The sequence below is a fragment of the Amycolatopsis sp. NPDC054798 genome (assembly GCF_053611505.1).
This window is the reverse complement of the sequence record NZ_JBSHAM010000002.1, coordinates 160,863-184,169: the sequence shown is the minus strand read 5'-3', so window position 1 is coordinate 184,169 and position 23,307 is coordinate 160,863. Positions and strand designations below refer to the sequence as shown.

Genomic DNA, 23,307 nt, shown 5'->3' with positions numbered 1-23,307 from the left:
CGCCTAACCGCACCGGTCCAGGTTGTGTTTTCCGTCGGCATTGTGAAGAATCGACTACATGATTGATCTGCGGCGGCTCCACGTGCTGCGCGCGGTGCACCACTACGGCACCGTGACCGCGGCGGCGCGGGCGCTGCACTTCACTCCGTCGGCGGCGTCCCAGCAGATCCGTCAGCTGGGCCGGGAACTCGGGGTGACCCTGCTGGAACCGCAGGGCCGCCGGGTGCGGCTCACTCCTGCGGCACAACGGCTTCTGGCCCACGCGGACGACCTCGAGGCGCGCTGGGAATTGGCCGAGCTGGACCTGCGTGCCGACGGCGGTTCGCCCGCCGGGCTGCTGCGCCTGGCCGGTTTTCCCGTCGCGGTGGCCGCGCTGCTCGCCCCGGCCGCCGCCGCGCTGGCCGCGCGCCATCCCCGGCTTGTTCCGAGGATCAGCGAGGCCGAGTCCGCGGCCTGCTTCGACCGGCTGTTCGACGGCGACATCGACCTGGCCGTGGTCGAGGCCGCCCCGGACGAGCCGCCGCGCGACCGGGCCCGATTCGATCAGCAGCCGCTGCTGGACGATCCGTTCGACCTGGTGGTCGCTGAAGGTCACCGGCTCGCCGGTCGTGACCGGGCAGACCTCGCGGAGGCCGCCGACGAGCCGTGGATCGTGCCCAGTGCGGCGTGCACTTGTCGCACGCACGTCCTGTCAGCCTGCGGTGCGGCCGGATTCGCCCCGGACGTCGCGCACGACTCGCTGAACTGGAACGCCACCATCGCTCTGGTCGCTCACGGGCTCGGGGTGGCGCTGGTTCCCCGGACTGTGCAGGCTCCGGAGAACGCTGCCGTGGTCCGGCTTCCTTGCGTCGGCGAGCCACGCCGCAAGATCCTCACCGTCACCCGGCGCGGCAGCCGGACCAGTCCGGCGATCGCCGCCGCGCTCGAGGAACTGGAGCGGCTTGTTCCGGCGTTGCTCGCCGTCTGAAAAACAGTATTCGCCGGTACCGCGGGCAAGATGATGAACATTGCCTGCACCCGCTTGGCGGCGACGCGTTTTCCGAAATGAAATAAGTCCCGCAGCGATGACGGGCCGTCCTTGTTCGTCGGCTGCGAAATATGCCGCGGACGCCTGCCATGGCCGGTGGCGGTCAAGTCACGGGATCCGGCTACCGGGAGCGCGGTGCCGGGTCTTCGGGACTACCAGGCCCGGCCAGCCGGGCTTACGTTGAGGATTCGCGACAAACGCTGAAGAGGAATACCTCGCCGCGGTCGCCCTGAGTCGGCCGACCACGAAATACCCGGCTGGACAACTGAAACCGGAGCAGTGGCGAATGCAGATCAACACCACCCCCGCGCGGTCGTTCGGTTCCGCCTTGCGGGCCGCGCGCCAGGACCGGGGGCTCTCGCTCGTCCAGCTGGCCCGGCTGGTCAACTACAGCAAAAGCCATCTCAGCAGAGTGGAGACCGAGGACAAAGCACCGACCGACATGCTCGCGCGCCGGTGCGACGACGCGTTGCGCACCGGCGATCTGCTGAGCAGCCTTGTCGGCACCGGCAGGCCAGGCCGTCGCGGTCCGTCGGTCAACCAGTTGCCCAGGGCGGTGCCTGGTCTGGTCGGGCGCGAGGGGACGAGGTGCGAACTGGACCGCGCGCTTCCGGGAACGCGGAGCGACTCGGCGCAGAGCACGGTCGTCATCGTCGACGGACCGGCGGGGATCGGCAAAACGGCGACAGTGCTGAACTGGGCGCACGACGCGGCAAGCCAGTTCCCGGACGGGGTTCTGTTCGCCGATCTCGGCGGCTTCGGCCCCGGCGGGCCTGCCGACGAGAGCGATGTCCTGCGCCACTTCATGAATTCCCTCGGCGGGCAGGCGGGGGCCGAAGTGCCCGCGGAACACCTCTCGGCCCGGTACCGCAGTCTGCTGACCGGAAAACGAGTGCTGATCATGCTGGACAACGCGGCTGGCGCGGGGCAGGTCAGGCCGTTGTTGCCGGCAGCGGGCGGGTGCCATGTGGTGGTGACGAGCCGGGACCGGCTGTCCGGACTGGTCGTGCGGGACGGCGCGGAGCGGGTCACGGTGCCGCCGATGGCCGAAGACGAGGCGGTTCGGTTGCTCGAAGTCGTTGCGGGGCCCCGATTCGACCGATCGGCCGCGTCCGAGCTCGCGCGTTCTTGCGGTTACGTCCCGCTCGCCTTGCGCGTCGCCGCGGGGGATGTCGCTGGCTGGCAGCGGTCTCCGCTCGACGGTCACGGCGATGAGACGACCACATTGCGGACCGTTCTGTCGTGGTCCTACCGCAAGCTGGCACCTGCGGCGGCGCGTGCCTTGCCACGCCTGGCGAGCATGGGCGGGGAGCCCTTCTCTCCGACGGCCGCGGCCAGTCTGCTCGGGACCGAAGTGGACGAAGCCCACGTGTTGCTGGACGCTCTCGCCGAAATCCATCTGCTGCAGCAGATTCTGCCCGACGCTTACCGCCTCGACCGGCTCACCGCGGCATTCTCCGCCGAGCTGGACTCGACCGGCCCGCTGCGGCTGGCGTCCGACGGGCTCCGCGCCCAAGTACGCCGTCTGCCGGATTCCCGTGCCTCCCAACCGGCTGTGCGCGCCGGGGACGCGGTCGTCGGCGGCAGCGCCTGACATCTCAGAGCCAACAGAAAGAGGTACGTCATGCCCAGCAGAGAGATACCAGTCGTGTCCGTTGTGGACGAAAGGCTCAGGACGGCGAGCATTTCCCTGGCCGTGGACTACGGCGGGCGGCACGATCCGGCGGAGCGGGGCGGTCTCGCGCACTATCTGGAGCACCTGCTGATGTCGTTGCCGGTCGCGGGCGCCGGGCCGCTGTGCGAGTACGTCGAACGCCGGGGCGGCCAGGCCAACGCCGAGACCGGGCTGGAGCACATGCTCTTCCATGCCCGGGTGCTCGCCGAGGACCTGGACGTGGCGCTGCGGTCGCTGGTGCGCGCGGTCGCCGAACCCGGATACGAGCCGGCGGTGCTGGAATCCGAACGCACCGCGGTGCTCCAGGAGCTGACCGCCGCTGCCGCCGATCCGCTCGAGGTCGTGCAGGACGCGTTCCTGGCCGACCTGTTCCCGGACCATCCGCTGGGCCGTCCGGTCGGCGGGACCGAAGCCGAGATCCAGGGCATGGACCTGGCTTCCGTGCGGGCCGGGCACCGCAGCGGCTTGCTGAGCAGCCAGATGACGATCGCGGTGGTCGCGCCGTCTTCCCCGGGCCCGTTGCCCGCCGTCGACCTGACTGAGGTGTGCGTCCGGAAGCCGGTGCCGCTCAAGTCGGTCGCTGCCACGAAACCCCGGTGGCCCAACGGGTTCGCCTGGGTGTCGGTCGGCGGTCGCTCCGCGGCGCGCGACGATCCCCGGAGCTACGGCTTCGAGGTGCTGGCCCAGTTGCTGGGCGGCAGTTCCGCCTCGCCGCTCTACCGCTTCCTGCGCGGCGAGAAGGGGCTCGCCTACTCCTTCCAGGCGTGGAACCGGGGGTACCTGGAGGTCGGTGCGTGGCGCGTGCTCGTGGGCACGGACGGCGAAAACGGTGCCGCGGTCACGGAGGTCGTCTGCGAGGTGCTGAACCGGCTGGCCAAGGACGGCCCGTACGAATCGGATCTCGCCGACGCCCGGCGCCGAGCTGTCGGCGAGATCGTGTGCGCGACCGAATCGCCGTCGGAACACGCGCGAATGCTGGCCGAGCGGGCGCTCGTGGGCGGGGCCGGGTGGACTGTCGCCGCCGAACTGGAGGCCATTCGTTCCGTGAGCGTCGACGACGTGCGGGAAGCCGCGGCGGAGATCCTCGACGGTCTCGTCGTGACGGTGAGGCCGGAAGCCGCATGAACCACGACAGCGCGAAAAAGGAACCGGCACTGGACCTGGCGATGATCTACGAGGCGTTGGACGTGCCGGAGGAGGACGGGCTGGGCCTCTTGATGGCCCATGCGCGCAATCAGCACTACATGCTCCCGGGTTTGGTGCTGTCGGTGATCGAGCGGGCGGGCGTCGCGATGGGCCCAGTGGCCGCGGCGGCGCTGGCGCGCTGGAGGCAGCGGCAGGACCACTACCGCCGCCTGCTGGCCGAGGTGTCGGAGCACGTGCCGGTCGAGGTGATCAAAGGGCCGAACGTCTCCCGGTACTACCCGGACTGGGCGCTGCGGCCGCAGGGGGACCTGGACCTGCTGACCCGGGACGAACGGGATTTGTGGGCAGCGGCGAAGCTGCTCGCGCGGGACGAACCGCTGCACGTCGCCGTGTCGGTTTTCGGTCGTGCGGAACGGCACCTGATGGTGACGATGACCTGGGACCCGCCGGAGCCGCTGATCGACCCGCGGTTCAAAGTGGAGATTTCGACGGCGGCGCTGACGGGGGATTTCGGCTCCGTGCCGATTCGCCGGACGCTGCCCCGATCGGTGCCGGTCGGGACGCTGCTGTGCGTCGCGGAGGAACGGCTGCAGCGTTCGTTCCACGCGCGGGACGCTTTGGACTTGTCGATGCTTTCCCGCGCCGGAATGACGATCGAGGAGATCGTCGAGGCGGCGGCGGAGTACCGGTTGGCTCCGGAACTCGCCGAATTGGTGCGGTACAGCGAATCTCGCGTCCCCTTGAACGGACTGGCCGGGCTGGAAGACGCCCTCGCGGCCGAGGCTGAACGGGAAAACCGGCGGCGGGCCGCGGCGGACGACCGGCCGGTCCGGACGGACGGGTCCGCCGGAGCGTTCGAAGAGGGCAGGCTGTTGCACGGCATGCCGCTGGGCCGCTCGGCCGGCCAGGCGGAGCGAGAGACGTCGGAAGTGCGCGTTGTCGGAACGGAAGCGCTTTTGCTGACCCCGCTTGGGGATTACCTCCTCGTCGAAGGTGCCGTGGTGGACCCCGAGCGCTACGCGGCAGTTCTTGAGGCATGGGAAGGGGTACGGGCATGACCCTCCCATCCTCTTCTGGCACGGCGACCGCTGCCGTGCAAACCCAGGGACTGACCCGCTACTACGGGCCGCCACGGCGTTCGGCGAAGGACCGGGTCTGCGCGTTGGACAGCGTGGACCTGGTCGTGGAGCAGGGGGAGGTGCGCGGCCTGCTGGGACCCAACGGCGCGGGCAAGACCACCCTGTGCCGGATCCTGTCGACGGTGCTGCTGCCGGCGAGCGGGACCGCGCGCGTGCTCGGCCACGATGTGGTGCGGGATGTGCGAGAAGTACGGCAGTCGGTCGGCATCGTCTTCGGCGGCGAGCGAGGGCTGTACGGACGGCTGACCGCCCGCCAGAACCTGCGTTTCTGGGGCGCTCTCTACGGATTCTCCGGCCGTGACCTCAAACGCCGCACCGACGCGTTGCTGGAGCGCCTCGGCTTGACCGGCCGGAGCGACGACCGGGTCGACTTCCTTTCCCGGGGCATGAAACAGCGCCTGCATCTCGCGCGCGGCTTGATCGCCGATCCGCCGGTGCTGATCCTCGACGAGCCCACGCTCGGCATGGACCCCGTCGCCGCCCAGGATTTCCGGGTGCTGGTCGGCCAATTGCGGGCCGAACGGCGCACGATCCTGCTGACGACGCACGACATGGCCGAGGCCGAGGCCGTGTGCGACCGCGTCACCTTGATCGACCACGGCACCGTGCTGGCCACCCGGTCGCCGGGCACGATCGGCGAGCTGGTCTCCCGCACCGAACGGATCGAGGCGGACGACGTGCCCGCAGCGGCTTTCGAGGCGGTGCGCGACTTGCCGGGCGTGGCCGAGGCTGAGCGCGCGGCGTCCGGTCGGGTGCTCGTGACGACCGACGGTTCCGCCGCGTCCGCCGCCGTGCTCGGAGTGCTGGTCGACGCCGGGGTGACCCGGCTGGTCACCGGCCCGCTGGGGCTGGAGGAGGTCTATCTGCGGCTGATCGGAGACCGGGGCATGGCGGTGAAACAGTGATCAGGCAGCTGCTGGCCGCCTTCCGGTTCCAGTCCGCGCTGGCCCGCAGATCCGTCGACACCCTCCACATCTGCGTCACCACGCCGCTGTTCACGGCGGTCATCCTGATGATCACCCAGTCGGGCGGGCGCACCGATCTCGTGCCCTACGCCGTCGTGGCCCCGACGCTGATGTCACTGTGGACGTTCGGGCTCTCCCTGGCGGGAGAGATCATCTTCGACGACCGCGTCCTCGGAACCCTCGAAGGCCAGGTCGCGGCACCCGCGCCGTTCTCGGTGACCGTGCTGGGCCGGATGTGCGTGGTGACGGTCGCGGGACTGGCGTCGTTCGCCGAGGCGTGGCTGACCGTCGCGGCGCTTTCCGGGCACTGGCCGGAGATCCCGCATCCGCTGGTGCTCCTGGCCGGCGTGCTCGTCACCGGATTGGCCACCGCGGGAACTGCCTGCCTGCTGGCTCCGCTGTTCGTGCTGTCGTCCTCGGCTCGGACACTCCAGAACACCCTCACCTATCCGTTCTATCTGCTCAGCGGCGTTCTCGTACCGGTGTCGTTCCTGCCGGACTGGCTCCAGCCGCTGGCGCGCGCGGTGTTCCTGTTCTGGTCGGCCGACCTGCTCCGGGAAAGCTTCGCGGTGCCTGCGGTCGCGGACGTGCTGCCGCGGCTCGCGACGATCCTCGTCCTCGGCGCGGCGGGCTACGGCATCGGAATGATCCTGCTGAGCCGCGTGGTCGGCCACGTCCGCCGCACCGGCACCCTCTCCCACACCTGAGGTCTATTCCATGCGACCACTCGGCATCATCAAGCACAGCGCCGCCAACGCGTTCGCGGACATGCGGGTCATCTACACCTGGCAGACCTGGCTGTTCGGCTGGCTCGGGCGGATGCTGGCGCAAGTCACCTTCTTCACCTGCCTCGGCAAGCAGGTGGGCGGCGACGCGACGACGTTCCTGGTCATCGGCAACAGCGTGATGACGTCGACGATCGAATGCATGTCGGTCGTCGCGTCGTCCATGTGGGAACGCAAGGCGGGCACACTGCCTCTGCTCGCGGCGGCGCCGGCGCACCTCGCGTGGGTGTTCTTCGGGCGCAGCGTCCAATGGCTCATCAGCGGTTCCGCGACCAGTTTGGTGGCCTTGTTCGCGCTCGGGCCCGTTTTCGGCGTCCGTTTCCATCCGTACCAGATCGTCCCGGTGGCGGTGCTGGTTCTGCTCAACGCGTTGGGCACCTATTGTTTCGGGCTGTTCCTCGCGGCTGTTTTCCTCAATACGCCGGGTTTGCGCAACGTCATCTCCAACAGCGCTTATCTGGTCATGATGGCTATCTGCGGCGTGCAAGTGCCGGTGGACCATTGGCCGCGGGCGGTCGGTCTCGTCGCCGACGCGCTGCCATTGACCCACGCGCTCTCGGCGATCCGGACGATTCTCGGCGACGGCGAGGTGTCCGACGCGGTGCCCGCGGCGGCTGTCGCGGTGCTCTGCGGCGTGTTCTGGTTCGCTGCCGCCTACTTCGCTTTCCGGGCGTCGATGAGCCGAAGCCGTCGTTCCGGCGGGCTCGAACGCTCCTGAGACGTTGTCCTCGACGGGAATTCCGCGGGTATTGCCGCTGAATGCGGGGTTGTCTTCCCGGAGACAACCTTCAGGCACCGGACAACCCATTGTGCCACCGCCGCGGCGGGACGAAACTTAATTGCGAAAGGGCGGCCGGAACCGATCGCCCGAGAACTGAAAACCGAGACCCGCGAGAGGAGGACCCTCATGATGAAGCACAAGTCGAACCTGCGCCCGAAGCTTGACAAGATCAAGACCCGCTGAAGTGTTCCGGGGTTGATCAGCTAGCGCCCGACGCGGCGGGCACGGCCACCGTGCCGCGCCCGCCGCGTCGGACGGACCGGACCTTCGTTTCCTGGAGTTGAACGCACATGAACGCGACATCGGCTTACCTCGAAGCAGCGCGGGACGCTGGTGCGCTTCACGACACCGGCACCGGCGTGTTCGTCGCGGGCGGCTACTCCGACCGGTCTCGCGGCGTGACCCAGTATCTGGTGACCTACTGCGACGACGCCGCGGTACGGGACGGTTCGCTGTTCCGGGCTTTGCCGTCGGTGGCCCGCGCGGACGCGCCCGAGGCGGAGACGGTGGTGGTACGGCTGGCTCCCGAGGTCGCTCCGGAAGCCCCGTGGAGCAAATTCGTCAGCTACGTCCGGCACGCGGGCAAGTCCTCCGATCAGTCCGAAAAGGACGGTGTGACGATCGAACTGGCGGATCTCGCGCGCGACGGCGGCGCGGTCCGCGGCTGGCTGGCCGACGCTCTCGCCGCGGCGGTGACCTCCCAGGGCGACGAACTCCCGCCGGAGGTCCCGGAGTCGATCGCCGACGACCTGATCGCGGCCGAGGGGCGGCGGACGTACGTCGCCCGGCACCGCGGCGAGCCGATCGGGCACGCCACATTGCTGTGCCAGGAGCAGGACGAGGTCACCGGGGCGGACTTCATCGAGCTGTTCGACATTCTGGTGGCCCCAGGGCATTCGCTGCACCGCACGGCGGTCCGCCTGCTCACCGAGGCTTCGCTCGGCTACGCCGCGCACCGCGGGCTTCCCCTGCTGGGAAACGTCGTCCACCCGCTGGCCGGCAACGAGCGGGCGCACGCGGACCGGGTCGTGAGTTCGCTGCTCGCGGCGGGCTGGGAAGCCGATCACGTGCTGTGGAGATGCGCGCTCGGCGAGCTGGCCGATGCCTGAGCGCCGTTTCGTGCCGCCGCACCTTACCGAACCAGGAGCGTTGAGCGTGCATCAAGCCGAAAAAGCCTGCGCCGTACCGGAATGGCTGAGCCGGGAGAGCCGCAAACGGAAGATCTACGCGGGCGACCCCTACTACCGGGACGTCTGGGACGAGCTGACCGCGCTCCCCGGAACCGAACTCGCGGTGGCCGGCCAGCTCTATCGCCTCGCGCCGCTGATTGTGAAGCCGGACGCGATAGCCGTCCGGGGCGGAGCGAGGATGCTGGCCGCGGCGCGGACCGCGGGCTTCGTCCCGATCGCCTGGAGCACGTTCCGCTTCGACCGGCATGTCGTCCGCGAACTGTGGCGGTACCAGCTGAACGTCGCGACCCGCGAGCGGATAGACGTGATGGACCTGATCATGCCGGCGGGGGAGTCGCTGTACGTTCTGCTCCGGGACACGGCGGAGGCGGGCATCCCGGCCACCGCCCGGCTGAGCGATCTGAAGGGGCCGACCCGCCCCGCGGACCGGGAAGAACACCACCTGAGGCGGATCGCGGGCGGGGCACAGGCGTCGGTGCTCACCTACATCCACGTCGCGGACGAACCCGCCGACATCCTCCGGGAGCTAGGCGTCGTCTTCGCGCGGCCGGAGCGGCAGCGCCTCCTCGCTGCTCTCGGCAGCCGCGAGGACGTCACGCAGCAGGTGCTGGCGGCACTGGCCGGAATCGAGGCCGGCACCGAAGCGTCCGACCTGTTCTGGAAGCCGGCGTTGGACCGGCTGGAAGCGCAACTGCCCGGCTGTCCGGACGGCGCGGAACTGGCCGTGCTGCTGCGCCAAGTGCGCCGCGGCCAAAGCAAAGACTGGCAGTCGGTGCTCGTGTGGGCGGACCGGCTCGGACTGCGGTGGTCGCATTGGGACCGGGTGGCGGTGGCGGCCGAACTGAGCGCACAGCACCTCAAAGCCGAACCAGTCATTCCCGACGTGCGCCGGTCCGCTTGGTCGGCCGGTTCGCGAGCACTGGCAACGGACCGCGCGCGTCCGAAGATCCTCCAGAAAGGTGGGGCAGCGTGACTTCGCAGATCACTCCAGCCTCGGTCGAACCGAATACGCCTGATCCCGTGCGGGACGCTCTCGGCCGCCGCTATGCGATCCGGTCGTCCCGGGCGATCGACCTCAATCTGTTCAAGGTCCGCGTTTCCAGCAACATCGAAGACTTCGCCGGATACGCCTACTACACCCGGTTCGCGCCTCCGGAAGAGGCTTGCGCGTACGAGCTGGTCTTCGTGGATCTGGACCGGGACCCGATCGATCTCGCGTCGCTGGAGCCGCTCGCGGACCGCGGATACCGCGCCGACCGTTTTCGCGGCGGCTCCTACATCACGCACCATTTCGGCCCGCCCGCCTATCTGGTGACCCGCGGGAACCGGATCTATGTGTTCGGTCGCGAGCTGGAACGCACTCTCTGGCCGTACTTCACCAAACGGCTGCTCACCAGTTTCGCCGTCGACCACGGCCTGGTGCATTTCAAAGCCGCGGGTTTCGTTCAGCCGCAGGGCGCCACGCTTCTGTTCGGCCGGCAGAAGGGCGGCAAGACGGTCTTCCTTTCCCAGGCTTGCGCCGCGGGCGCGCGGTTTCTCAGCAATACGCACGTGCTCACCCGCGGCTCCACCGCCTACGGCGTGCCGTCCGCGATGCGGGTCCGGCAAGGCGCGGTCTTGGACCGGCTCGCCGGTTCGGGCAAGCTGGAGAAACACTTGGGCGCCGCCGAATACCGGCTCGATCCCAGCGTGGTCTTCGGGCACGAGGTGCTCGCCGAAGCCACGGTCCGCAACCTGTGCGTCATCGACTACAACCCGGATCGCGCCCCGTGTTTCGACGAGGTCGACGAGGAGTCGTTCTGCGCGTTCTTGGACCTGTTCGCCTGCGCGCCCGGCACATACGGGCTGAAGGACGACATGCATGCCCATCTGGGCAACGACTACTACCGATACACAGCCGCTGTCACGGCGATGAAGCGGCGCATGAGCGACCTCGTCCGGAGCTCGCGGCGCTTCTATCTGAACGTCGACATGCTCGACCCCGTCGTCCGCGACGAGACGATGGCGCGTCTCGCGGAGCAGTAAAAAGCTGGTTCTTTGCGGTTCGAGAGAAAAGAAGTTTCCTATGCAGGCAAATGAACTTGTTCGGACGGACACTCGCTCGGCCCGGGTCCGGGAGATCCGCCGGCAGCTGGCGGCCGACGGCCCGGCCCGGACACGGGCTTGCGAAAACGACTTCGAGTACATCACCCTTCCCGAGCGCGACTGCGATCTTCTCCGCGACCTCTTGATCGCCGAACGCGCCTCGACAGTGGTCGAGGTCGGGCTCGCCTACGGCAGTTCGGCCCTCGCGGTGGGCGAGGCTCTCGTTTCCGGGGACCGCGTCCGCGCCCGGCACATCGTGATCGATCCGTTCCAGGACACGATGTGGGCCAACACGGGCTGGGAGCTGCTGTGCGCCGCCGGTCTCGACTCGATCGCCACGCTGGTCCCGGACCTGTCGTCGGTCGCGTTTCCGCGGCTCATCGCGGAAGGGCTGATGGCCGACGCGGCTTTCGTCGACGGAAACCACGTATTCCACGAGGTCTTCCTCGACTTCTACTATCTGCGGAAGATCGTGAAGCCGGGCGGGCTGGTGATCATCGACGACGCCGACAAGCCCTCGGTCCGCACCGCGGCGCACTATTTCGAAACGAATCTGGGCTGGACCGCGCTTCCGGAGCCGTTCGCGGCCGGGACGTGGCGCCGCGACGATCCGGGCGTGGAAGCCGTGCCGCGGTGCCGGGCCTTCCGGCTTCCCGAAGTCTTCCCGGAGCCGCGCTCCCGCGACTTCCTCCCTTTCTAGTATCCCGCCGGGAACCGTGCTCAGGCGGGAAGGGCGTCGATGAAGACGGGTGTCGAGGACACCGGGATCCGCAGGATTCCATTGTGGACTTCTGCGGGGACACCGGTTCCGAGGGCGTCCACCGCCTGTGCGCCGGGACAGGGCCATTCCCAGGCGAGTTCAGGCGGCTCTTCGCTCGGGACGCCGCCGGGCCGCCGCCAGGCGATCAGCAGCGGTGTGCGGCCGGTTCGCCGGGCTTCGAAAAGGTAGAGGTCCGGCTGGCCGGGCACGGCTGTCCGGTCGACCCGGCCGACGTCGCCGAGGCGGCTGGCCATCAGCTCGAACGTGTCAGCGGCGGGATACCGGTGGCAGAGCGCGCCGCCGGCGTAGTCCATCAGTTTGAGCTTGCCGAACATCAGGATCGGAGTGATGCGGAGTTCGCGTTCCAGCTGCCACTCCGGCCCGAGCGCGTAGTAGAGGTTGCGCCGCACGCCCGCCGACAACGCGAGCACGGTGCGGACGACCAGGTCTTCGCAGGCCAGGCGATGGCGTTCGGCGTCGAGTTCCGCCGGGCACCCTTCCAGGAACATCTGCAGCGCGGGCGGCAGCTCGTCCCGGCGGGCGTAAAGGGCGGCCACGGCGGGATCCTCGGTTTCCCGCAGTTCCTCGATCGTGTCCGGTAGCGGCTCTTCGCCGAGGAACTGCCGCTGATGCGCCGCGAGCGTCTCGGCCAGATACGGAAGATTCTCCGGGAAGTCCGTAGGCAGGGGACCGGCGTGCTCACTGGCGACGACGGGCTGCCCGCACCCGTGCGCGGCCAGCTGGGTACGGCAAGCCTCGATCAGCGCCGGAACTTCGTAGGCGTCGCCGTACGGGTGGATGTCGAAGACGTCGAAGCGCTCCGACCCGCCGCGCAGCACCTCGCCGAAGAATTTCGCCCAGGTGCTCGCTCCGGCCGCGCCGTCGCCGAGCATCGCGCCCGGCACCGCGCCGCCGAGCACCACCAGCGCGGCGGGGTCGGCGGCCTTGACCGCGCTGTGAAACACGCCCAGCTGCGCCACATAGTCCTCGGCCGTGCCCGCCCAGAACAGCGGCAGGCAAGGTTCGATCTCGCACTGCCAGAACCGGATCGCTCCCGGGCGGCGGCCGGCCAGTTCGGCAACGAACCGGCGGTACTGCCCGAGGTCGAGCGCCGGCGACGCGGGCAGCCATCGAGTCTTCCGCCGCGTGGCCCATGGCGAGCTGGCACAGACCGTCACCCAGGCCTCGTCGTCCTCTCCGAGCTGGTCCAGCAGCGCGTCGACGGCTTCCCACGCGAACCGGCCGGGTTCGGGTTCCACCTGCGACCAATAGAGGTTCACCCGTACGATGCCCGCGCCCAGCGCGCGGGCCCGCGGCACGAACCGGTCCGGCGGGCCGAACATTCCGTAGGTCGTCGCCCGGACGACGCCGAGACGGGTGTCGCGCAGCACGTTCCCCTCCGGTGCGGCGGTCGTCATCGCACCCTCCTTCTCCGGTCGATAGGAGACTGTACGTCCCCTATACTCACTGCCACGTTAGCGATAAACAAGGGTTTTAGGGTACTTCTAGTACCCTAAAATGGAGAGGGAGTGCAGGCGTGCCCGCTTCGGACCGTGCCGAGGACCCGCGAAAAGGGCCGCGGCGCCGCGGAAAAGTGCTGGAAGAGGCGATCCTGCGGGCCGCGCTCGACGAACTGGCCGAGGTCGGCTACCGCGGCCTGACCATCGACCGGGTCGCCGCCCGCGCCCAGACCAACAAGACCGTGATCTACCGCCGCTGGCCCAGCCGGACCGCCCTCGCGGTCGCCGCGTACCTCCACGTCGCGACGGCCGGCGAACTGCCCGACACCGGCGATCTTCGCGACGACGTCCTCGCGCTGCTGCGCGCCGCGGCCGAGCGGATCAGTTCCCCGCAAGGGGAGATCCTGCACATCCTCGCCGCCGACATGGGCGCCGAACCCGATCTCGTCGGCGCGGTCCGCGACCAGCTGGCGGAAACCAGTCTCGCGCGCTGGCTGACCGTGCTCGGCCGGGCGGTCGCGCGCAGACAGGCGCGGCCTGAAGCGCTTTCCCCGCGGATCGCCACGGTCGCGGTCGACCTGCTCCGCCACGAATACCTGTTCCGGGGAGCCGCCCCCATCGCTGACAGCGTCATTGTCGAGATCGCCGACACGATCTACCTGCCTCTCGTGCGAACGGACGTTTCCGCTCAGTCTCCGGAGGCCGCGGTTCCGCCGGTTCGTTGACGATCTGGCGCCGGGGTCATTCCCGTACCTGGTAATCGCGTAGCCGACCGGGTGGGAATTGCTTGCGCGGGTTGTCCCAGACCTGCGATTTCACAAGAATTTCATCGGCAGGGGACACTATTGCGCGGCACGTCCACGAATTGCTCACACTGGGCAGAAAGCGAAGGGGGCTCATGTATTTCGGGCGAAAATCTCGCGCCGCGGCAGCGGCGCTGATGCTCTGGAGTGTGGTCGCCGCGACCGGCGCCGCCGCTGCGAGCGCCGCTCCGGCCAGGGCGGCGAACGCGTGCGGGCCGGTCATGTTCGTGGTCCCGGGTTACCGGGACGGCGGCCACGAGATGCTGGACCACGCTCCCCCGGGGGTCAATCCGGTGCGGATCCCGTATCCCAACGCGGAAACCGACATCAACCTCTATACCGATGTGGACGCCGGCGTCGCGAACCTGCGCACCGCGTTGTACAACCTGTACGTCACCTCTGGCTGCGACCTCGACACGAAGGTGTACATCGCCGGGTTCAGCCTCGGCGCGCTGGTCGCGGGGACCGTGCTGGAAACCGAACCGCCCGGGCGCAACATCCAGGGCATCCTGTTCTCGGACGGCCGCAGGCAGGCGCAGGAATCCAACTGGCCCGGCGACCCGGGCGGCCTGATCGGGCACATTCCGGTCCCCGGCCCCGGCGGATCCGGGCTCCGGCCGCTCGACGGTTTCAAATACCCGACGCTCAGCCTGTGCAACGGCCCGCGGGCCGGCGGCGGTGCCGACGGCATCTGCTTCATGAGCACCATTACCGACCTCGGCGGTTATTTCAGCTCGCACCCGTTTTACACCTTCGACGTCGCCAATGAACTGAATATCCACGGCGAAGGCCCGTACCCGAACAACTTGCGCAACCGCGTAATCCCGTAACGGGGGAGGCGGTCGGAAAGCCGTCTGTTGTGCCGGGGTTGTGGTTCGCGCCTCGGCACGACAGGCGGTGAAGTGTTTCTGGGGGGCTGGGGCTTCGCGGCGACGCCCGTTTCATGAGCCGGGTCGCCCCGCACCCGCGGGGATGATCCAGAGCTGCCCGTCGCTTCGGAAACGGCAAGGTCGTCTTCCCTGCGCACGAGGGTGTGCCGGACCGGCGGTGATCGGCCAAGCTGGGCGGGTGGCGACGTATCGGCAGGTGTTCGGCAGAGCCGAGTTCCGGGCGCTGTTCGCGAGCATGGTGGTTTCGGTCGCGGGCGACCAGTTCGCCCGGGTGGCGTTGTCGCTGCTGGTTTTCGACCGGACCCGGTCGGCGGGCTGGACCGCCGGCGTTTACGCCCTGACCTACGTGCCGTCGATTTTCGCGGGACCGCTGTTGTCCGGCCTGGCCGACCGGTGGCCGCGACGGCGGGTGATGGTGGCGGCCGATCTCCTGCGCGCCGTGCTCGTCGTGGTCATGGCGGTCCCGGGCCTGCCGCTGCCCGCCGTCGCCGCGCTGCTGGTAGCGGTCCAAGCGGCAGGCGCGCCAGGCAACGCCGCTCGCGCCGCGACCGCCGCGGCGGTCCTGCCGGGCGAGGAATTCGTGCTGGGCAAGGGCGTTCTCGACATGGTGGTGCAGCTGGCCCAGGTGGTCGGGTTCGCGACGGGCGGCACGCTGGTCGCGTTTCTCGGGCCGGGCCAGGCGCTCGTCGCGGACGGCGTGACGTTCGTGGTGTCGGCCGCGGCGGTGCGGTTCGGGATCCGGGCTCGGCCCGCGCCGGGCGTGCCGGATTCCGCGGCCGGCACGCGGCTGGGCCGGTGGCGGGCCGACCTGCGGGCCGGGACGGTGCTGGTCGCGCGGACGCCGCGGCTGCGTTCGCTGGTGGGCCTGGCTTGCGTGGCCGGGTTCTACGTCACGGTCGAGGGCCTGGCCGCGCCGTACGCCGCGTCGATCGGCGGGTCCGCGCAGGCGGTGGGGGTGCTGCTGGCGGCGAGCCCGGCCGGAACGGTCCTCGGGATGGCGATCGTGTCCCGGCTGCCGTCGCCGGTGCGGATGCGGCTGCTCGGCCCGCTCGCGGTGGCGGCGAGCGTCCCGCTGGCGGTGTGCGCGCTCCAGCCGGGCCTGGCCGTCACGGCTGTGCTGTGGGGACTGTCCGGAATGGCGAGCGCGTACCACCTGCCCGCGTCGGCGGCGTTCACGCTGGCGGTTCCCGACCACCGCCGGGCGCAGGCCTACGGTCTGGCCGCGACCGCGTTGACGACCAGCCAAGGCGCTGGGATCGCCTTGGCCGGTCTCGCGGCGACGGCGGCGAGCCCGAGCACGGTCCTCGCCGTGTCCGGCGGCCTCGGCGTGGTGACGGCGCTGGCGGCGGGCGCGGCCTGGAACCGCGCCCGCCGTGCTCCCGGACCGGGGTAGCGGATCAGCGGCTCCACTCGTTCCCGAAGCGAATCCACTCGTTGCCTCGGCGGGTCCATTCGTTGCCCTGGAAGCGGGTCCACTCGTTGCCGCGGGTCCATTCGTTGCCGTGTGCGTTGTTCATGGCGGTGCCTTTCTCCTGGGTGGTCCAGCTGGCCTATCGACTGCTAGTGACAATGCGGGTTATCGTGGTGACTCTTGGTTGACAGAGGGCGGTTACCAGCGTGACTGGTGAGAGTGGCAGACGCATGACGAGGTGGGGCTTGTGGTCCTTGCCGCGTCCCGCGCTGTGCCTGGTGCTCGCGGTCGACGCCGCCGCCGTGGCGCTCGCCGTGCTCGCGCCGCTCTCCGTCGAGGTCACCCGGACCCAGTGGCTGTGGTTCGCGGTCCTCACCGCTGCCGCGGTCGCGCACCTCGAAGCGGTCCGGACGATCGAGCGCCGCCGGGAGCAGGCGTCGAAGAAAGCGCCGTACACGAACCTCAAGAGCCTGTGGGTGTTCGCCGCGCTGCTGGTGCTGCCGTTGCCGCTGGTCATCGCGCTGACCGCGGTCTCCTTCTGGTACTGCTGGTACCGCGTTTACGGGCCGACGGTGCTGTTCCGGAAGATCTACTCCGCCGCGACGTTCGTGCTCGCGTCGGCCGCCTCCTCCGTCGTCCTGCAGGGAGTGGAGCCGTCAGCCGACGTCGGTGCCCGTCTGCCGCACGACGCGTGGTCGCTGCTGCTCGTGACGGCCGCGGCCGCCGTCTGGTGGCTGGTCAACTACGCCCTGGTCGTGGTCGCGATCGGGCTTTCGTCGCCCGGGGAGCTGACCGTCCGGCAGGCTTTGGGGCATCCCGGCGATCAGCTGGTCGTCGCCTCGGCGCTGGGGCTCGGCGCCACCATGGCCGTCCTGCTGGTCCACGAGCCGTGGGCGCTGCCCGCCCCGATGATCGCCGTGCTGTGCGTGCACCGCGATCTGCTGCTGCCCCAGTACCTGCGCGCGTCGCGGACGGACCAGAAGACGGGCCTGGCGACGCCGGTGTACTGGGCCGACGTCGTCACCGCCGCGGTCGAGCGCGCGCAGCTCAGCCGGACGGGCATCGGCGTGCTGTTCCTGGATCTCGACAAGTTCAAGACGATCAACGACACCTACGGCCATCCCGCGGGCGATCAGGCCATCCGGGCGGTCGCCGATCTTGTCCGGGCCGAGGTCCGTTCCCAAGATCTTGTCGCTCGCTACGGCGGGGACGAGCTGGCGATCCTGCTGCCGGATCTCGATCCGGACCAGCTGCTGGCGGTCGCGGAGCGGATTCGCTCGCGGCTCGCGCAGACTCCGATCGTGCTTACTGCCACTGACGGGCAGCAGCACACTCTGCCTGGGGTGAGCACGTCGATGGGCGTGGCGTCTTATCCGGGCGATGGTGTGTCTGCCGATCAGTTGCTCACTGCCGCCGACGGTGCGTTGCTGCAGGCTAAGCAGAACGGGCGGAGCCAGATCAGGCGGGCCGGGGTGGCGGGTAACCCGGTGCTGGCGCGCAGGCGTTTGCACTCTTGAGCCGGATCTGCGGCGCTGATCCACGGTCGACCGTGACGGAAACGGACTGGATGTGACGAACCGCGATTCCCGTTGCTGAATTCCCTGGGGCGGCGTTCTCGGCGGTCATTCTGGTGATGTGGCTGGTGCGTTGTTGATCCGCAAGACGGCGTGAGCGGTCAGCGGAAAGCTCAAAACCCGGAAGGATAAGCGGACAACCAGCCGGTGTGACGGAGTTTCAAGGCGTCGCGTTCGCCAGTCGTAGGCAGCAGAATATCGGCGCCCCCGTCGTATGGATGGTGAATGCGGTCGAGTGCCAGGCTGGTGATCATCGCGTTGCGAGTGGCGTCGTCGGCCGCGGCACGGAGCAAGTCGTCCACGAGTCCGGTATGCCAGGGCCTTCGGCTGGCATACAGATGGATATAGGTGATGAAAGCCGGGTCGGTTTCGTTCTCGTCGGTGCGCATGGACATCCAGTGCCGGGCGCCCGGATTCCAGCGTGCGTGCTGCGCTGGGGGTTCAGGCGTGTCGGACCAGTTGGCGGTGATGACCCGGACCTCTTGCCCGTGGAACAGCTCGTCCAGCACCGTGTTGTAGCGGTGGAGCACGATGTCGTACTCGGCGTCGGTTTCGGGGTAGCGCTTGGATTCCGGCAGGCTGTGGAACCGCACCCATCGGTCGGGGTAGGTGTGTTTCAGTTCGTGGGCGTGGGGAGGGCCTTCGGGCCAGTTCCGCCGCCACAGCGCTGACAGGTCGTCGTCCGGCATGCGATCGTCACTTTCTGCGGGATCCGCTGAACCTACGCGCGGAGCCCGCCGTGCGCAGCTGGTTTGTTCGTCCGCGACGCCTGCATACATGAACACAGCGACCGAGGAGGAAGCATGAGCGAACCGTGGCAGTGGGAAGAGCAAACCTGGCGCGGGCACGTCGAACGCGTGCGCGCCGGACGCCCGTTGCGGCCGGAGTCCTGGCCGGGCGGAGCCAAGGCGGCGGTGGCGTTGTCGTTCGACTCCGACCACGAGACGATCCCGTTGCGGGACGCCGAAGTGTGGCCGGGCAAGCTGTCGCAGGGGGAGTACGGCGCGCGGGTCGGCGTGCCCCGGGTGCTGAAACTGCTCGACCGGTTCCAGGCTCCGTCGACGTTCTTCATGCCCGCCGTTTCCGCACTGCTGCACGAGGGCGAAGCGAAGTCCTATGTGGACGCCGGACACGAGATCGCGCTGCACGGCTGGATCCACGAACGCAACACCCAGCTGCCGCCCGAAGCCGAGCGCGACCTCGCCTTCCGGTCCGCGGACACCCTGGAACGGCTCACCGGCGCCCGGCCGGTCGGCATCCGGACGCCGTCGTGGGATTTCTCCGCGCATTCGCTGCGGATCATCCGGGAACTGGGCCTGGTCTACGACTCCTCGCTGATGGCCGACGACGATTGCTACGAGATCGTCGCCGACGGCGAGCCGACCGGCATCGTCGAACTGCCGGTCGAATGGATCCGCGACGACATGCCGTACTTCATGATGGAACGGTTCGGCGCGCAGCGGCCCTACACGCCGCCGCGCGGAGTGCTGTCGATCTGGCGCGACGAGTTCGACCTCGCCTACGCCGAAGGCGGCGTCTTCCAGCTCACCCTCCACCCGCACGTCATCGGGCACCGGTCCCGCATCGCGATCCTCACTGAACTGCTGGAGCACATGGCCTCGCACGAAGGCGTCTGGTTCGCCACCCACGCCCAGATCGCCGAGTACGTCTCCCGGGGAAAGGAACTGGGTCGATGAACGGCCCGGGTGCGGGCACGACGTCATCGCGGCTTCCGCGATCGCTGCGGGCGTCCCGCTCCTGCCAGGTGGCGTTCACCGGATCGGCCCTCGTGGCGTACACCCTTCTCAGTGGCAACTCCGCTATCGGCGAGCGATCCCGTTAGCGCGCAAAGACAATCGAGGGCATGGGTTCCTTACGCCGGGCCGGCGCCGTGCTCGCCGCCGCTCTCCTGAGCTTCGCCCACTGCCCGGCCGCTTCCGCGGCCAGCACGCCACAGCTCCTGCTGGGACAGGACTTCCCGGACCCCGACGTCGTCAAGACCGGCTCGGGATACTTCGCCTTCTCGACGACCACCGGTTCCGGGAAGATCCCGGTGGCCAGCGCACCCGCGCCGGAGGGTCCTTGGCGCATCGTCGGCGACGCGCTCGCCACCGTGCCGAAGTGGGCGAAGCCGGACGGCGGGTTCTGGGCGCCGGACGTCGCCGCTGCGGCGGACGGAACCTTCGTGCTGTACTTCGCCGCGACCCGCCTCCCGAACGGGCCGATGTGCCTCGGTGCGGCGACTTCCGCGCAGCCGTCCGGTCCGTACCAGCCGGACGGTGACGAGCCGCTCGTCTGCGTGCCCGCGGACGAGGGCGACATCGATCCGCAGACGTTCCTCGACTCCGACGGCACCAGGTACCTGCTGTACAAGGGGAACGGCGCTGCCTCCGGCCCGCCCGCGGCGATCTGGTCGCAGAAGCTGAACCCGGACGGGCGGACGCTTTCCGGCGCCCGCACGGAACTGCTGCGCGCCGACCTCGGCCCGGAGAAGAACGTGGTCGAGGCTCCTTCGATGGTGAAGACACCGTCCCGGTACGTGCTTTTCTACTCCGCCGACACGTTCCAGAGCACGGGCTACCACACGGGTTACGCCACGGCACCGACCCTCGCGGGCACGTTTGTGAAGGCAGACACCCCGTTTCTCTCCACCGAACGGCTCGGCGGAACCGTCGACGGGCCGGGCGGCGCGGACGTGGTCGACGGGAACATCTACTTCCACGGATGGCTCAACGGCGGGCGTCAAGCGCGTGGCCTGTACCGGCTGCCGATCGGTTTCCCCGGCGACGTCCCTCAGCTCGGCTGACGCTCGTCGCGTCACCGGCGTCGATCGCGCTTGACCGCCGTGGTTACCCGCTGCTCGCGCCAGTAAACGTGCGGAGGCGTCAGGCCGGATGGATCGCCTCGGGCCGGTGGACTGCGGTCTTGCCGGATTTCTCGCTGCGCACCAGGTACTGCGGGTCCTCCGGCGACGCCTTGACCTTGCGGCCGCCCGCCTCCGTGTCGCTGGTGATCTTCTTCTCCACCACGCCGATAGAGCTTTGGTTGCCCGCGTCCCACCGCACGCGGTCGCCCTCGCGGAATTCCTTCGTCATACTGCTGGGGTTCCCGTTGCGCGCCGTTTCACTCGCCCGAGGCGAACCAGGCACGTTTCGCGCTCCCGCCGCCCGGGCATCCGGCGGGCGGAGGTGGTGGGATGTCCTCGAAGGACCGGCTGGCCGAGTACCGTGCCAAACGCGATCCACGCCGGACACCGGAGCCGGGCGGGGGCCGCCGGAACGCCGAGCCGGTGTTCGTCGTCCAGCGGCACGACGCGAGCAGCCTGCACTTCGACTTCCGCCTGGAAATCAGCGGCGTGCTCGTCTCGTGGTCGGTGCCGAAGGGCCCGTCGCTGAACCCCGCCGACCGGCGGCTCGCCATCCGCACCGAGGACCATCCGCTCGACTACGCCCGGTTCGAAGGTGCCATCCCCGCCGGCCAGTACGGCGGCGGCACCGTGATCGTGTGGGACACCGGCACGTTCGACGTGCTCACCGACGACTCAGCCGAACAAGCTCTCGAAGACGGCCACCTCAAGGTCTGCCTGCACGGCAAGAAGCTGCGCGGCGCATTCTCCCTGATCCGCCGCGGTTCGTCCGCCCAAGAGCAGTGGCTGCTGATCAAAAAGGACGACGAGGGAGCCGACCGCCGTCGCAAACCCGCGAAAACCCAGCTTGAATCCGTGCTCACCGGCCGCACCAACCGGGACCTCGAATGACCCGTCCCGGCTGGCGCGAGCCGACCCTCGCCACGCTCACCGACCGCCGTTTCTCCAGCGAAGACTGGATTTACGAGCGCAAGCTCGACGGCGTACGCGCGATCTGCGTGCGCGACGGCGGCACTCCCACGCTGTACTCCCGCAACCGCAAGGCGATGGACAACGCGTACCCCGAGATCGTGGAAGCCCTTGCCGCACAAGGCGGGCCACGGTTCGTCGCGGACGGGGAGATCGTCGCGTTCGACGGTGCTCAAACCAGTTTCGCCGCGCTTCAGCCGCGCATTCACCTCACAGATCCGGCGCGGGCCCGCGCGACCGGCGTGCGCGTGTACTACTACCTGTTCGACCTCCTGTACTACGACGAACAGGACACCACGCCGCTCCCGCTGCGCGAGCGCAAGTCGATCCTGCGCGACGCCTTCGTCTTCGACGACCCGCTCCGTCTGTCCGCACACCGCAACACCGAGGGGGAGAAGTACTTCGAGGAAGCTTGCCGGCGTGGCTGGGAGGGCGTGATCGCGAAACGCGCCGACGCGCCGTACCATCACGGCCGCTCGCCGGACTGGCTGAAGTTCAAGTGCCAGCAGGGGCAGGAGATGGTGATCGGCGGGTTCACCGCCCCGCAGGGCAGCCGCCACGGCTTCGGCGCACTGCTGCTGGGCTACCACGAGAAGGGGCAGTTGCGGTACGCGGGCAAGGTCGGCACCGGCTTCGATCACCAGCTGCTGACTTCGCTGCACGCGCAGCTGGCCCAACGTGAGACTGATCGCTCGCCGTTCGCCGATCCGGTGCGCGAGCCGGGTGCGCACTGGGTGCGGCCCGAATTGGTCGCCCAGATCGGTTTCTCCGAATGGACGCGCGACGGCCGGTTGCGCCATCCGCGGTTCAGCGGCCTGCGAGAGGACAAGAAGCCCGCCGACGTGATCCGGGAGCGCCCGTGAAGATTTCCCATCCCGACAAGGTTTTCTACCCCGGCGACGGTCTCACCAAGGGTGACGTCGCCGAGCACTACCGCAGGGTCGCGCCCGCGATGCTGCCGCACCTGCGCGGCCGCCCGCTCACGCTGCGGCGGTATCCGGACGGCATCGAGGCCGAGGGCTGGTTCCAGAAGCACCCGAGCGAGCACTTCCCGTCGTGGCTGCGCACTGAGCGCGTGCCGCGCCGGGACGGCGGGGCCGACGAGTACGTCGTGTGCGATGACGAGGATTCCCTGCTGTACCTGGCCGACCAGGGCACAGTGGAGTTCCACGTCTGGCTGTCCACAGTGGACGCACCGGAGAAACCGGATCTGCTGGTGCTCGACCTGGACCCGCCGGACGGCACCGATGTCGCCGACCTGCGCACCGCGGCCCGCCGAATCCGCGACCAGTACGCCGAAGCCGGGCTCGCCGCGTATCTGCAGGCCACCGGAGGCCGCGGCTTCCACGTCGTCGCGCCGCTCGACGCCACGGCCACCACGGACGTGGTCCTGGAACTCTCGCGAGCCTTGGCGGACCGCGTCGCGTCGGCCGATCCGGATCGCCTGACCACCGCCCAGCGCAAGGACCAGCGCGGCGACCGCGTCTTCGTCGACGCGAACCGCAACGGCTACGCCCAGACGTTCGTGGCCCCGTATTCCCTGCGCGCCCGCCCCGGCGCGGCCTCGGCGACCCCGCTGGACTGGGCGGAACTCGGCAAAGCCGACCCGGACGGCTGGGGACCGGACAAGCTGCACCGGCGGCTGGCGCGCAAGGCCGACCCGTGGCGCGAGATGACGAAAGACGCTGTGTCGGCGGAGAGCGCGCTGGCGAAACTCAGCTGAAGCTCCACCCGCTGTGGTCCGTGAGGGGAACCCTGAGGGAATCTGATTCCCTCAGGGT

23 protein-coding genes are annotated in these 23,307 nt (G+C 69.2%); 20 read left to right on the top strand and 3 right to left on the bottom strand.

Translation table 11 applies throughout. The annotated features are described in order from the left end of the window. Window positions 1-58 precede the first annotated feature (58 nt). The 11 genes from ACWGIC_RS02395 to ACWGIC_RS02345 all read left to right on the top strand — a co-directional run bounded on the left by ACWGIC_RS02395 (window position 59) and on the right by ACWGIC_RS02345 (window position 11,493). Window positions 59-967 (top strand): LysR family transcriptional regulator, encoded by a 909-nt coding sequence (locus ACWGIC_RS02395; protein WP_452074091.1) that lies wholly within the window; start codon window positions 59-61, stop codon window positions 965-967. A gap of 346 nt (window positions 968-1,313) precedes the next feature. Then, a complete protein-coding gene (locus ACWGIC_RS02390; protein ID WP_452074090.1) occupies window positions 1,314-2,621 on the top strand; it encodes a helix-turn-helix domain-containing protein in 1,308 nt (435 codons plus the stop codon). A 30-nt stretch (window positions 2,622-2,651) separates the two neighbouring features. Continuing rightward, window positions 2,652-3,827 (top strand): M16 family metallopeptidase, encoded by a 1,176-nt coding sequence (locus ACWGIC_RS02385; protein ID WP_452074089.1) that lies wholly within the window; start codon window positions 2,652-2,654, stop codon window positions 3,825-3,827. Next, on the top strand, window positions 3,824-4,906 hold the full coding sequence (locus tag ACWGIC_RS02380; protein ID WP_452074088.1) for a nucleotidyltransferase family protein: 1,083 nt from the start codon (window positions 3,824-3,826) through the stop codon (window positions 4,904-4,906). The genes ACWGIC_RS02385 and ACWGIC_RS02380 overlap by 4 nt, the downstream gene beginning before the upstream one ends. After that, on the top strand, window positions 4,903-5,892 hold the full coding sequence (locus tag ACWGIC_RS02375) for an ABC transporter ATP-binding protein (protein ID WP_452074087.1): 990 nt from the start codon (window positions 4,903-4,905) through the stop codon (window positions 5,890-5,892). Before ACWGIC_RS02380 ends, ACWGIC_RS02375 begins: the two co-directional genes overlap by 4 nt. After that, complete coding sequence (locus tag ACWGIC_RS02370) at window positions 5,889-6,659, top strand: ABC transporter permease (RefSeq protein ID WP_452074086.1); 771 nt, start codon at window positions 5,889-5,891, stop codon at window positions 6,657-6,659. Before ACWGIC_RS02375 ends, ACWGIC_RS02370 begins: the two co-directional genes overlap by 4 nt. Window positions 6,660-6,669: 10 nt before the next feature. After that, window positions 6,670-7,455: an ABC transporter permease gene (locus tag ACWGIC_RS02365; RefSeq protein ID WP_452074085.1), complete on the top strand. Its 786-nt coding sequence runs from the start codon at window positions 6,670-6,672 to the stop codon at window positions 7,453-7,455. A 353-nt stretch (window positions 7,456-7,808) separates the two neighbouring features. Then, window positions 7,809-8,627, top strand: a complete 819-nt coding sequence (locus ACWGIC_RS02360; protein WP_452074084.1) for a hypothetical protein — start codon at window positions 7,809-7,811, stop codon at window positions 8,625-8,627. Beyond that, the gene (locus ACWGIC_RS02355) at window positions 8,620-9,681 is read left to right on the top strand and encodes a hypothetical protein (protein ID WP_452074083.1); all 1,062 of its coding nucleotides are present in this window, start codon (window positions 8,620-8,622) and stop codon (window positions 9,679-9,681) included. Before ACWGIC_RS02360 ends, ACWGIC_RS02355 begins: the two co-directional genes overlap by 8 nt. Beyond that, window positions 9,678-10,733 (top strand): FomB family phosphonate monophosphate kinase, encoded by a 1,056-nt coding sequence (locus tag ACWGIC_RS02350; RefSeq protein ID WP_452074082.1) that lies wholly within the window; start codon window positions 9,678-9,680, stop codon window positions 10,731-10,733. Before ACWGIC_RS02355 ends, ACWGIC_RS02350 begins: the two co-directional genes overlap by 4 nt. Before the next feature lie 40 nt (window positions 10,734-10,773). Next, complete coding sequence (locus ACWGIC_RS02345) at window positions 10,774-11,493, top strand: class I SAM-dependent methyltransferase (protein ID WP_452074081.1); 720 nt, start codon at window positions 10,774-10,776, stop codon at window positions 11,491-11,493. Between the two features lie 20 nt (window positions 11,494-11,513). Here the strand turns inward: ACWGIC_RS02345 and ACWGIC_RS02340 are convergent, their stop codons facing one another. Next, window positions 11,514-12,971 carry a hypothetical protein gene (locus ACWGIC_RS02340; protein ID WP_452074080.1) on the bottom strand — a complete coding sequence of 486 codons (1,458 nt, stop codon included), beginning with the start codon at window positions 12,969-12,971 and terminating at the stop codon, window positions 11,514-11,516. Window positions 12,972-13,090: 119 nt separating this feature from the next. Here ACWGIC_RS02340 and ACWGIC_RS02335 point away from each other — a divergent pair, with 119 nt between their 5' ends. From ACWGIC_RS02335 to ACWGIC_RS02320, 4 genes are all read left to right on the top strand, one after another. Further along, window positions 13,091-13,738 carry a TetR/AcrR family transcriptional regulator gene (locus ACWGIC_RS02335; RefSeq protein WP_452074079.1) on the top strand — a complete coding sequence of 216 codons (648 nt, stop codon included), beginning with the start codon at window positions 13,091-13,093 and terminating at the stop codon, window positions 13,736-13,738. A gap of 215 nt (window positions 13,739-13,953) precedes the next feature. Beyond that, window positions 13,954-14,646 (top strand): hypothetical protein, encoded by a 693-nt coding sequence (locus ACWGIC_RS02330; protein ID WP_452074078.1) that lies wholly within the window; start codon window positions 13,954-13,956, stop codon window positions 14,644-14,646. Window positions 14,647-14,884: 238 nt separating this feature from the next. After that, the gene (locus ACWGIC_RS02325; protein ID WP_452074077.1) at window positions 14,885-16,099 is read left to right on the top strand and encodes an MFS transporter; all 1,215 of its coding nucleotides are present in this window, start codon (window positions 14,885-14,887) and stop codon (window positions 16,097-16,099) included. 248 nt (window positions 16,100-16,347) lie between these two features. Then, entirely contained in the window at window positions 16,348-17,634 is a 1,287-nt protein-coding gene (locus ACWGIC_RS02320) for a diguanylate cyclase (protein WP_452074076.1), read from the top strand. Window positions 17,635-17,804: 170 nt separating this feature from the next. Here the strand turns inward: ACWGIC_RS02320 and ACWGIC_RS02315 are convergent, their stop codons facing one another. Then, entirely contained in the window at window positions 17,805-18,380 is a 576-nt protein-coding gene (locus ACWGIC_RS02315; protein WP_452074075.1) for a DUF3885 domain-containing protein, read from the bottom strand. A 114-nt stretch (window positions 18,381-18,494) separates the two neighbouring features. On the opposite strand from ACWGIC_RS02315, the gene ACWGIC_RS02310 reads away from it, so the two are divergent. Further along, window positions 18,495-19,388 carry a polysaccharide deacetylase family protein gene (locus ACWGIC_RS02310; protein ID WP_452074074.1) on the top strand — a complete coding sequence of 298 codons (894 nt, stop codon included), beginning with the start codon at window positions 18,495-18,497 and terminating at the stop codon, window positions 19,386-19,388. A 167-nt stretch (window positions 19,389-19,555) separates the two neighbouring features. Beyond that, on the top strand, window positions 19,556-20,497 hold the full coding sequence (locus ACWGIC_RS02305) for a glycoside hydrolase family 43 protein (RefSeq protein WP_452074073.1): 942 nt from the start codon (window positions 19,556-19,558) through the stop codon (window positions 20,495-20,497). A gap of 79 nt (window positions 20,498-20,576) precedes the next feature. Here the strand turns inward: ACWGIC_RS02305 and ACWGIC_RS02300 are convergent, their stop codons facing one another. Continuing rightward, entirely contained in the window at window positions 20,577-20,786 is a 210-nt protein-coding gene (locus ACWGIC_RS02300) for a DUF2945 domain-containing protein (protein WP_452074072.1), read from the bottom strand. A 101-nt stretch (window positions 20,787-20,887) separates the two neighbouring features. Between ACWGIC_RS02300 and ACWGIC_RS02295 the strand changes: the two genes are divergently transcribed. The 3 genes from ACWGIC_RS02295 to ligD (ACWGIC_RS02285) are packed head-to-tail and all read left to right on the top strand — an operon-like array spanning window position 20,888 to window position 23,249. Next, complete coding sequence (locus tag ACWGIC_RS02295; protein WP_452074071.1) at window positions 20,888-21,448, top strand: DNA polymerase ligase N-terminal domain-containing protein; 561 nt, start codon at window positions 20,888-20,890, stop codon at window positions 21,446-21,448. Beyond that, window positions 21,445-22,389 (top strand): non-homologous end-joining DNA ligase, encoded by a 945-nt coding sequence (ligD, locus tag ACWGIC_RS02290; protein ID WP_452074070.1) that lies wholly within the window; start codon window positions 21,445-21,447, stop codon window positions 22,387-22,389. The genes ACWGIC_RS02295 and ligD (ACWGIC_RS02290) overlap by 4 nt, the downstream gene beginning before the upstream one ends. Then, window positions 22,386-23,249 carry a non-homologous end-joining DNA ligase gene (gene ligD / locus ACWGIC_RS02285; protein WP_452074069.1) on the top strand — a complete coding sequence of 288 codons (864 nt, stop codon included), beginning with the start codon at window positions 22,386-22,388 and terminating at the stop codon, window positions 23,247-23,249. Before ligD (ACWGIC_RS02290) ends, ligD (ACWGIC_RS02285) begins: the two co-directional genes overlap by 4 nt. Window positions 23,250-23,307: the final 58 nt, after the last annotated feature.

Coding starts and splice junctions, on each gene's coding strand:
- ACWGIC_RS02305 (WP_452074073.1), top strand. CDS start 19,556: ATGGGTTCCTTACGCCGGGCCGGCGCCGTGCTCGCCGCCGCTCTCCTG.
- ACWGIC_RS02385 (WP_452074089.1), top strand. CDS start 2,652: ATGCCCAGCAGAGAGATACCAGTCGTGTCCGTTGTGGACGAAAGGCTC.
- ACWGIC_RS02360 (WP_452074084.1), top strand. CDS start 7,809: ATGAACGCGACATCGGCTTACCTCGAAGCAGCGCGGGACGCTGGTGCG.
- ACWGIC_RS02300 (WP_452074072.1), bottom strand. CDS start 20,786: ATGACGAAGGAATTCCGCGAGGGCGACCGCGTGCGGTGGGACGCGGGC.
- ACWGIC_RS02340 (WP_452074080.1), bottom strand. CDS start 12,971: ATGACGACCGCCGCACCGGAGGGGAACGTGCTGCGCGACACCCGTCTC.
- ACWGIC_RS02310 (WP_452074074.1), top strand. CDS start 18,495: ATGAGCGAACCGTGGCAGTGGGAAGAGCAAACCTGGCGCGGGCACGTC.
- ligD (WP_452074070.1), top strand. CDS start 21,445: ATGACCCGTCCCGGCTGGCGCGAGCCGACCCTCGCCACGCTCACCGAC.
- ACWGIC_RS02365 (WP_452074085.1), top strand. CDS start 6,670: ATGCGACCACTCGGCATCATCAAGCACAGCGCCGCCAACGCGTTCGCG.
- ACWGIC_RS02395 (WP_452074091.1), top strand. CDS start 59: ATGATTGATCTGCGGCGGCTCCACGTGCTGCGCGCGGTGCACCACTAC.
- ACWGIC_RS02345 (WP_452074081.1), top strand. CDS start 10,774: ATGCAGGCAAATGAACTTGTTCGGACGGACACTCGCTCGGCCCGGGTC.
- ACWGIC_RS02320 (WP_452074076.1), top strand. CDS start 16,348: ATGACGAGGTGGGGCTTGTGGTCCTTGCCGCGTCCCGCGCTGTGCCTG.
- ACWGIC_RS02315 (WP_452074075.1), bottom strand. CDS start 18,380: ATGCCGGACGACGACCTGTCAGCGCTGTGGCGGCGGAACTGGCCCGAA.
- ACWGIC_RS02380 (WP_452074088.1), top strand. CDS start 3,824: ATGAACCACGACAGCGCGAAAAAGGAACCGGCACTGGACCTGGCGATG.
- ACWGIC_RS02390 (WP_452074090.1), top strand. CDS start 1,314: ATGCAGATCAACACCACCCCCGCGCGGTCGTTCGGTTCCGCCTTGCGG.
- ACWGIC_RS02355 (WP_452074083.1), top strand. CDS start 8,620: ATGCCTGAGCGCCGTTTCGTGCCGCCGCACCTTACCGAACCAGGAGCG.
- ACWGIC_RS02375 (WP_452074087.1), top strand. CDS start 4,903: ATGACCCTCCCATCCTCTTCTGGCACGGCGACCGCTGCCGTGCAAACC.
- ACWGIC_RS02330 (WP_452074078.1), top strand. CDS start 13,954: ATGCTCTGGAGTGTGGTCGCCGCGACCGGCGCCGCCGCTGCGAGCGCC.
- ACWGIC_RS02295 (WP_452074071.1), top strand. CDS start 20,888: ATGTCCTCGAAGGACCGGCTGGCCGAGTACCGTGCCAAACGCGATCCA.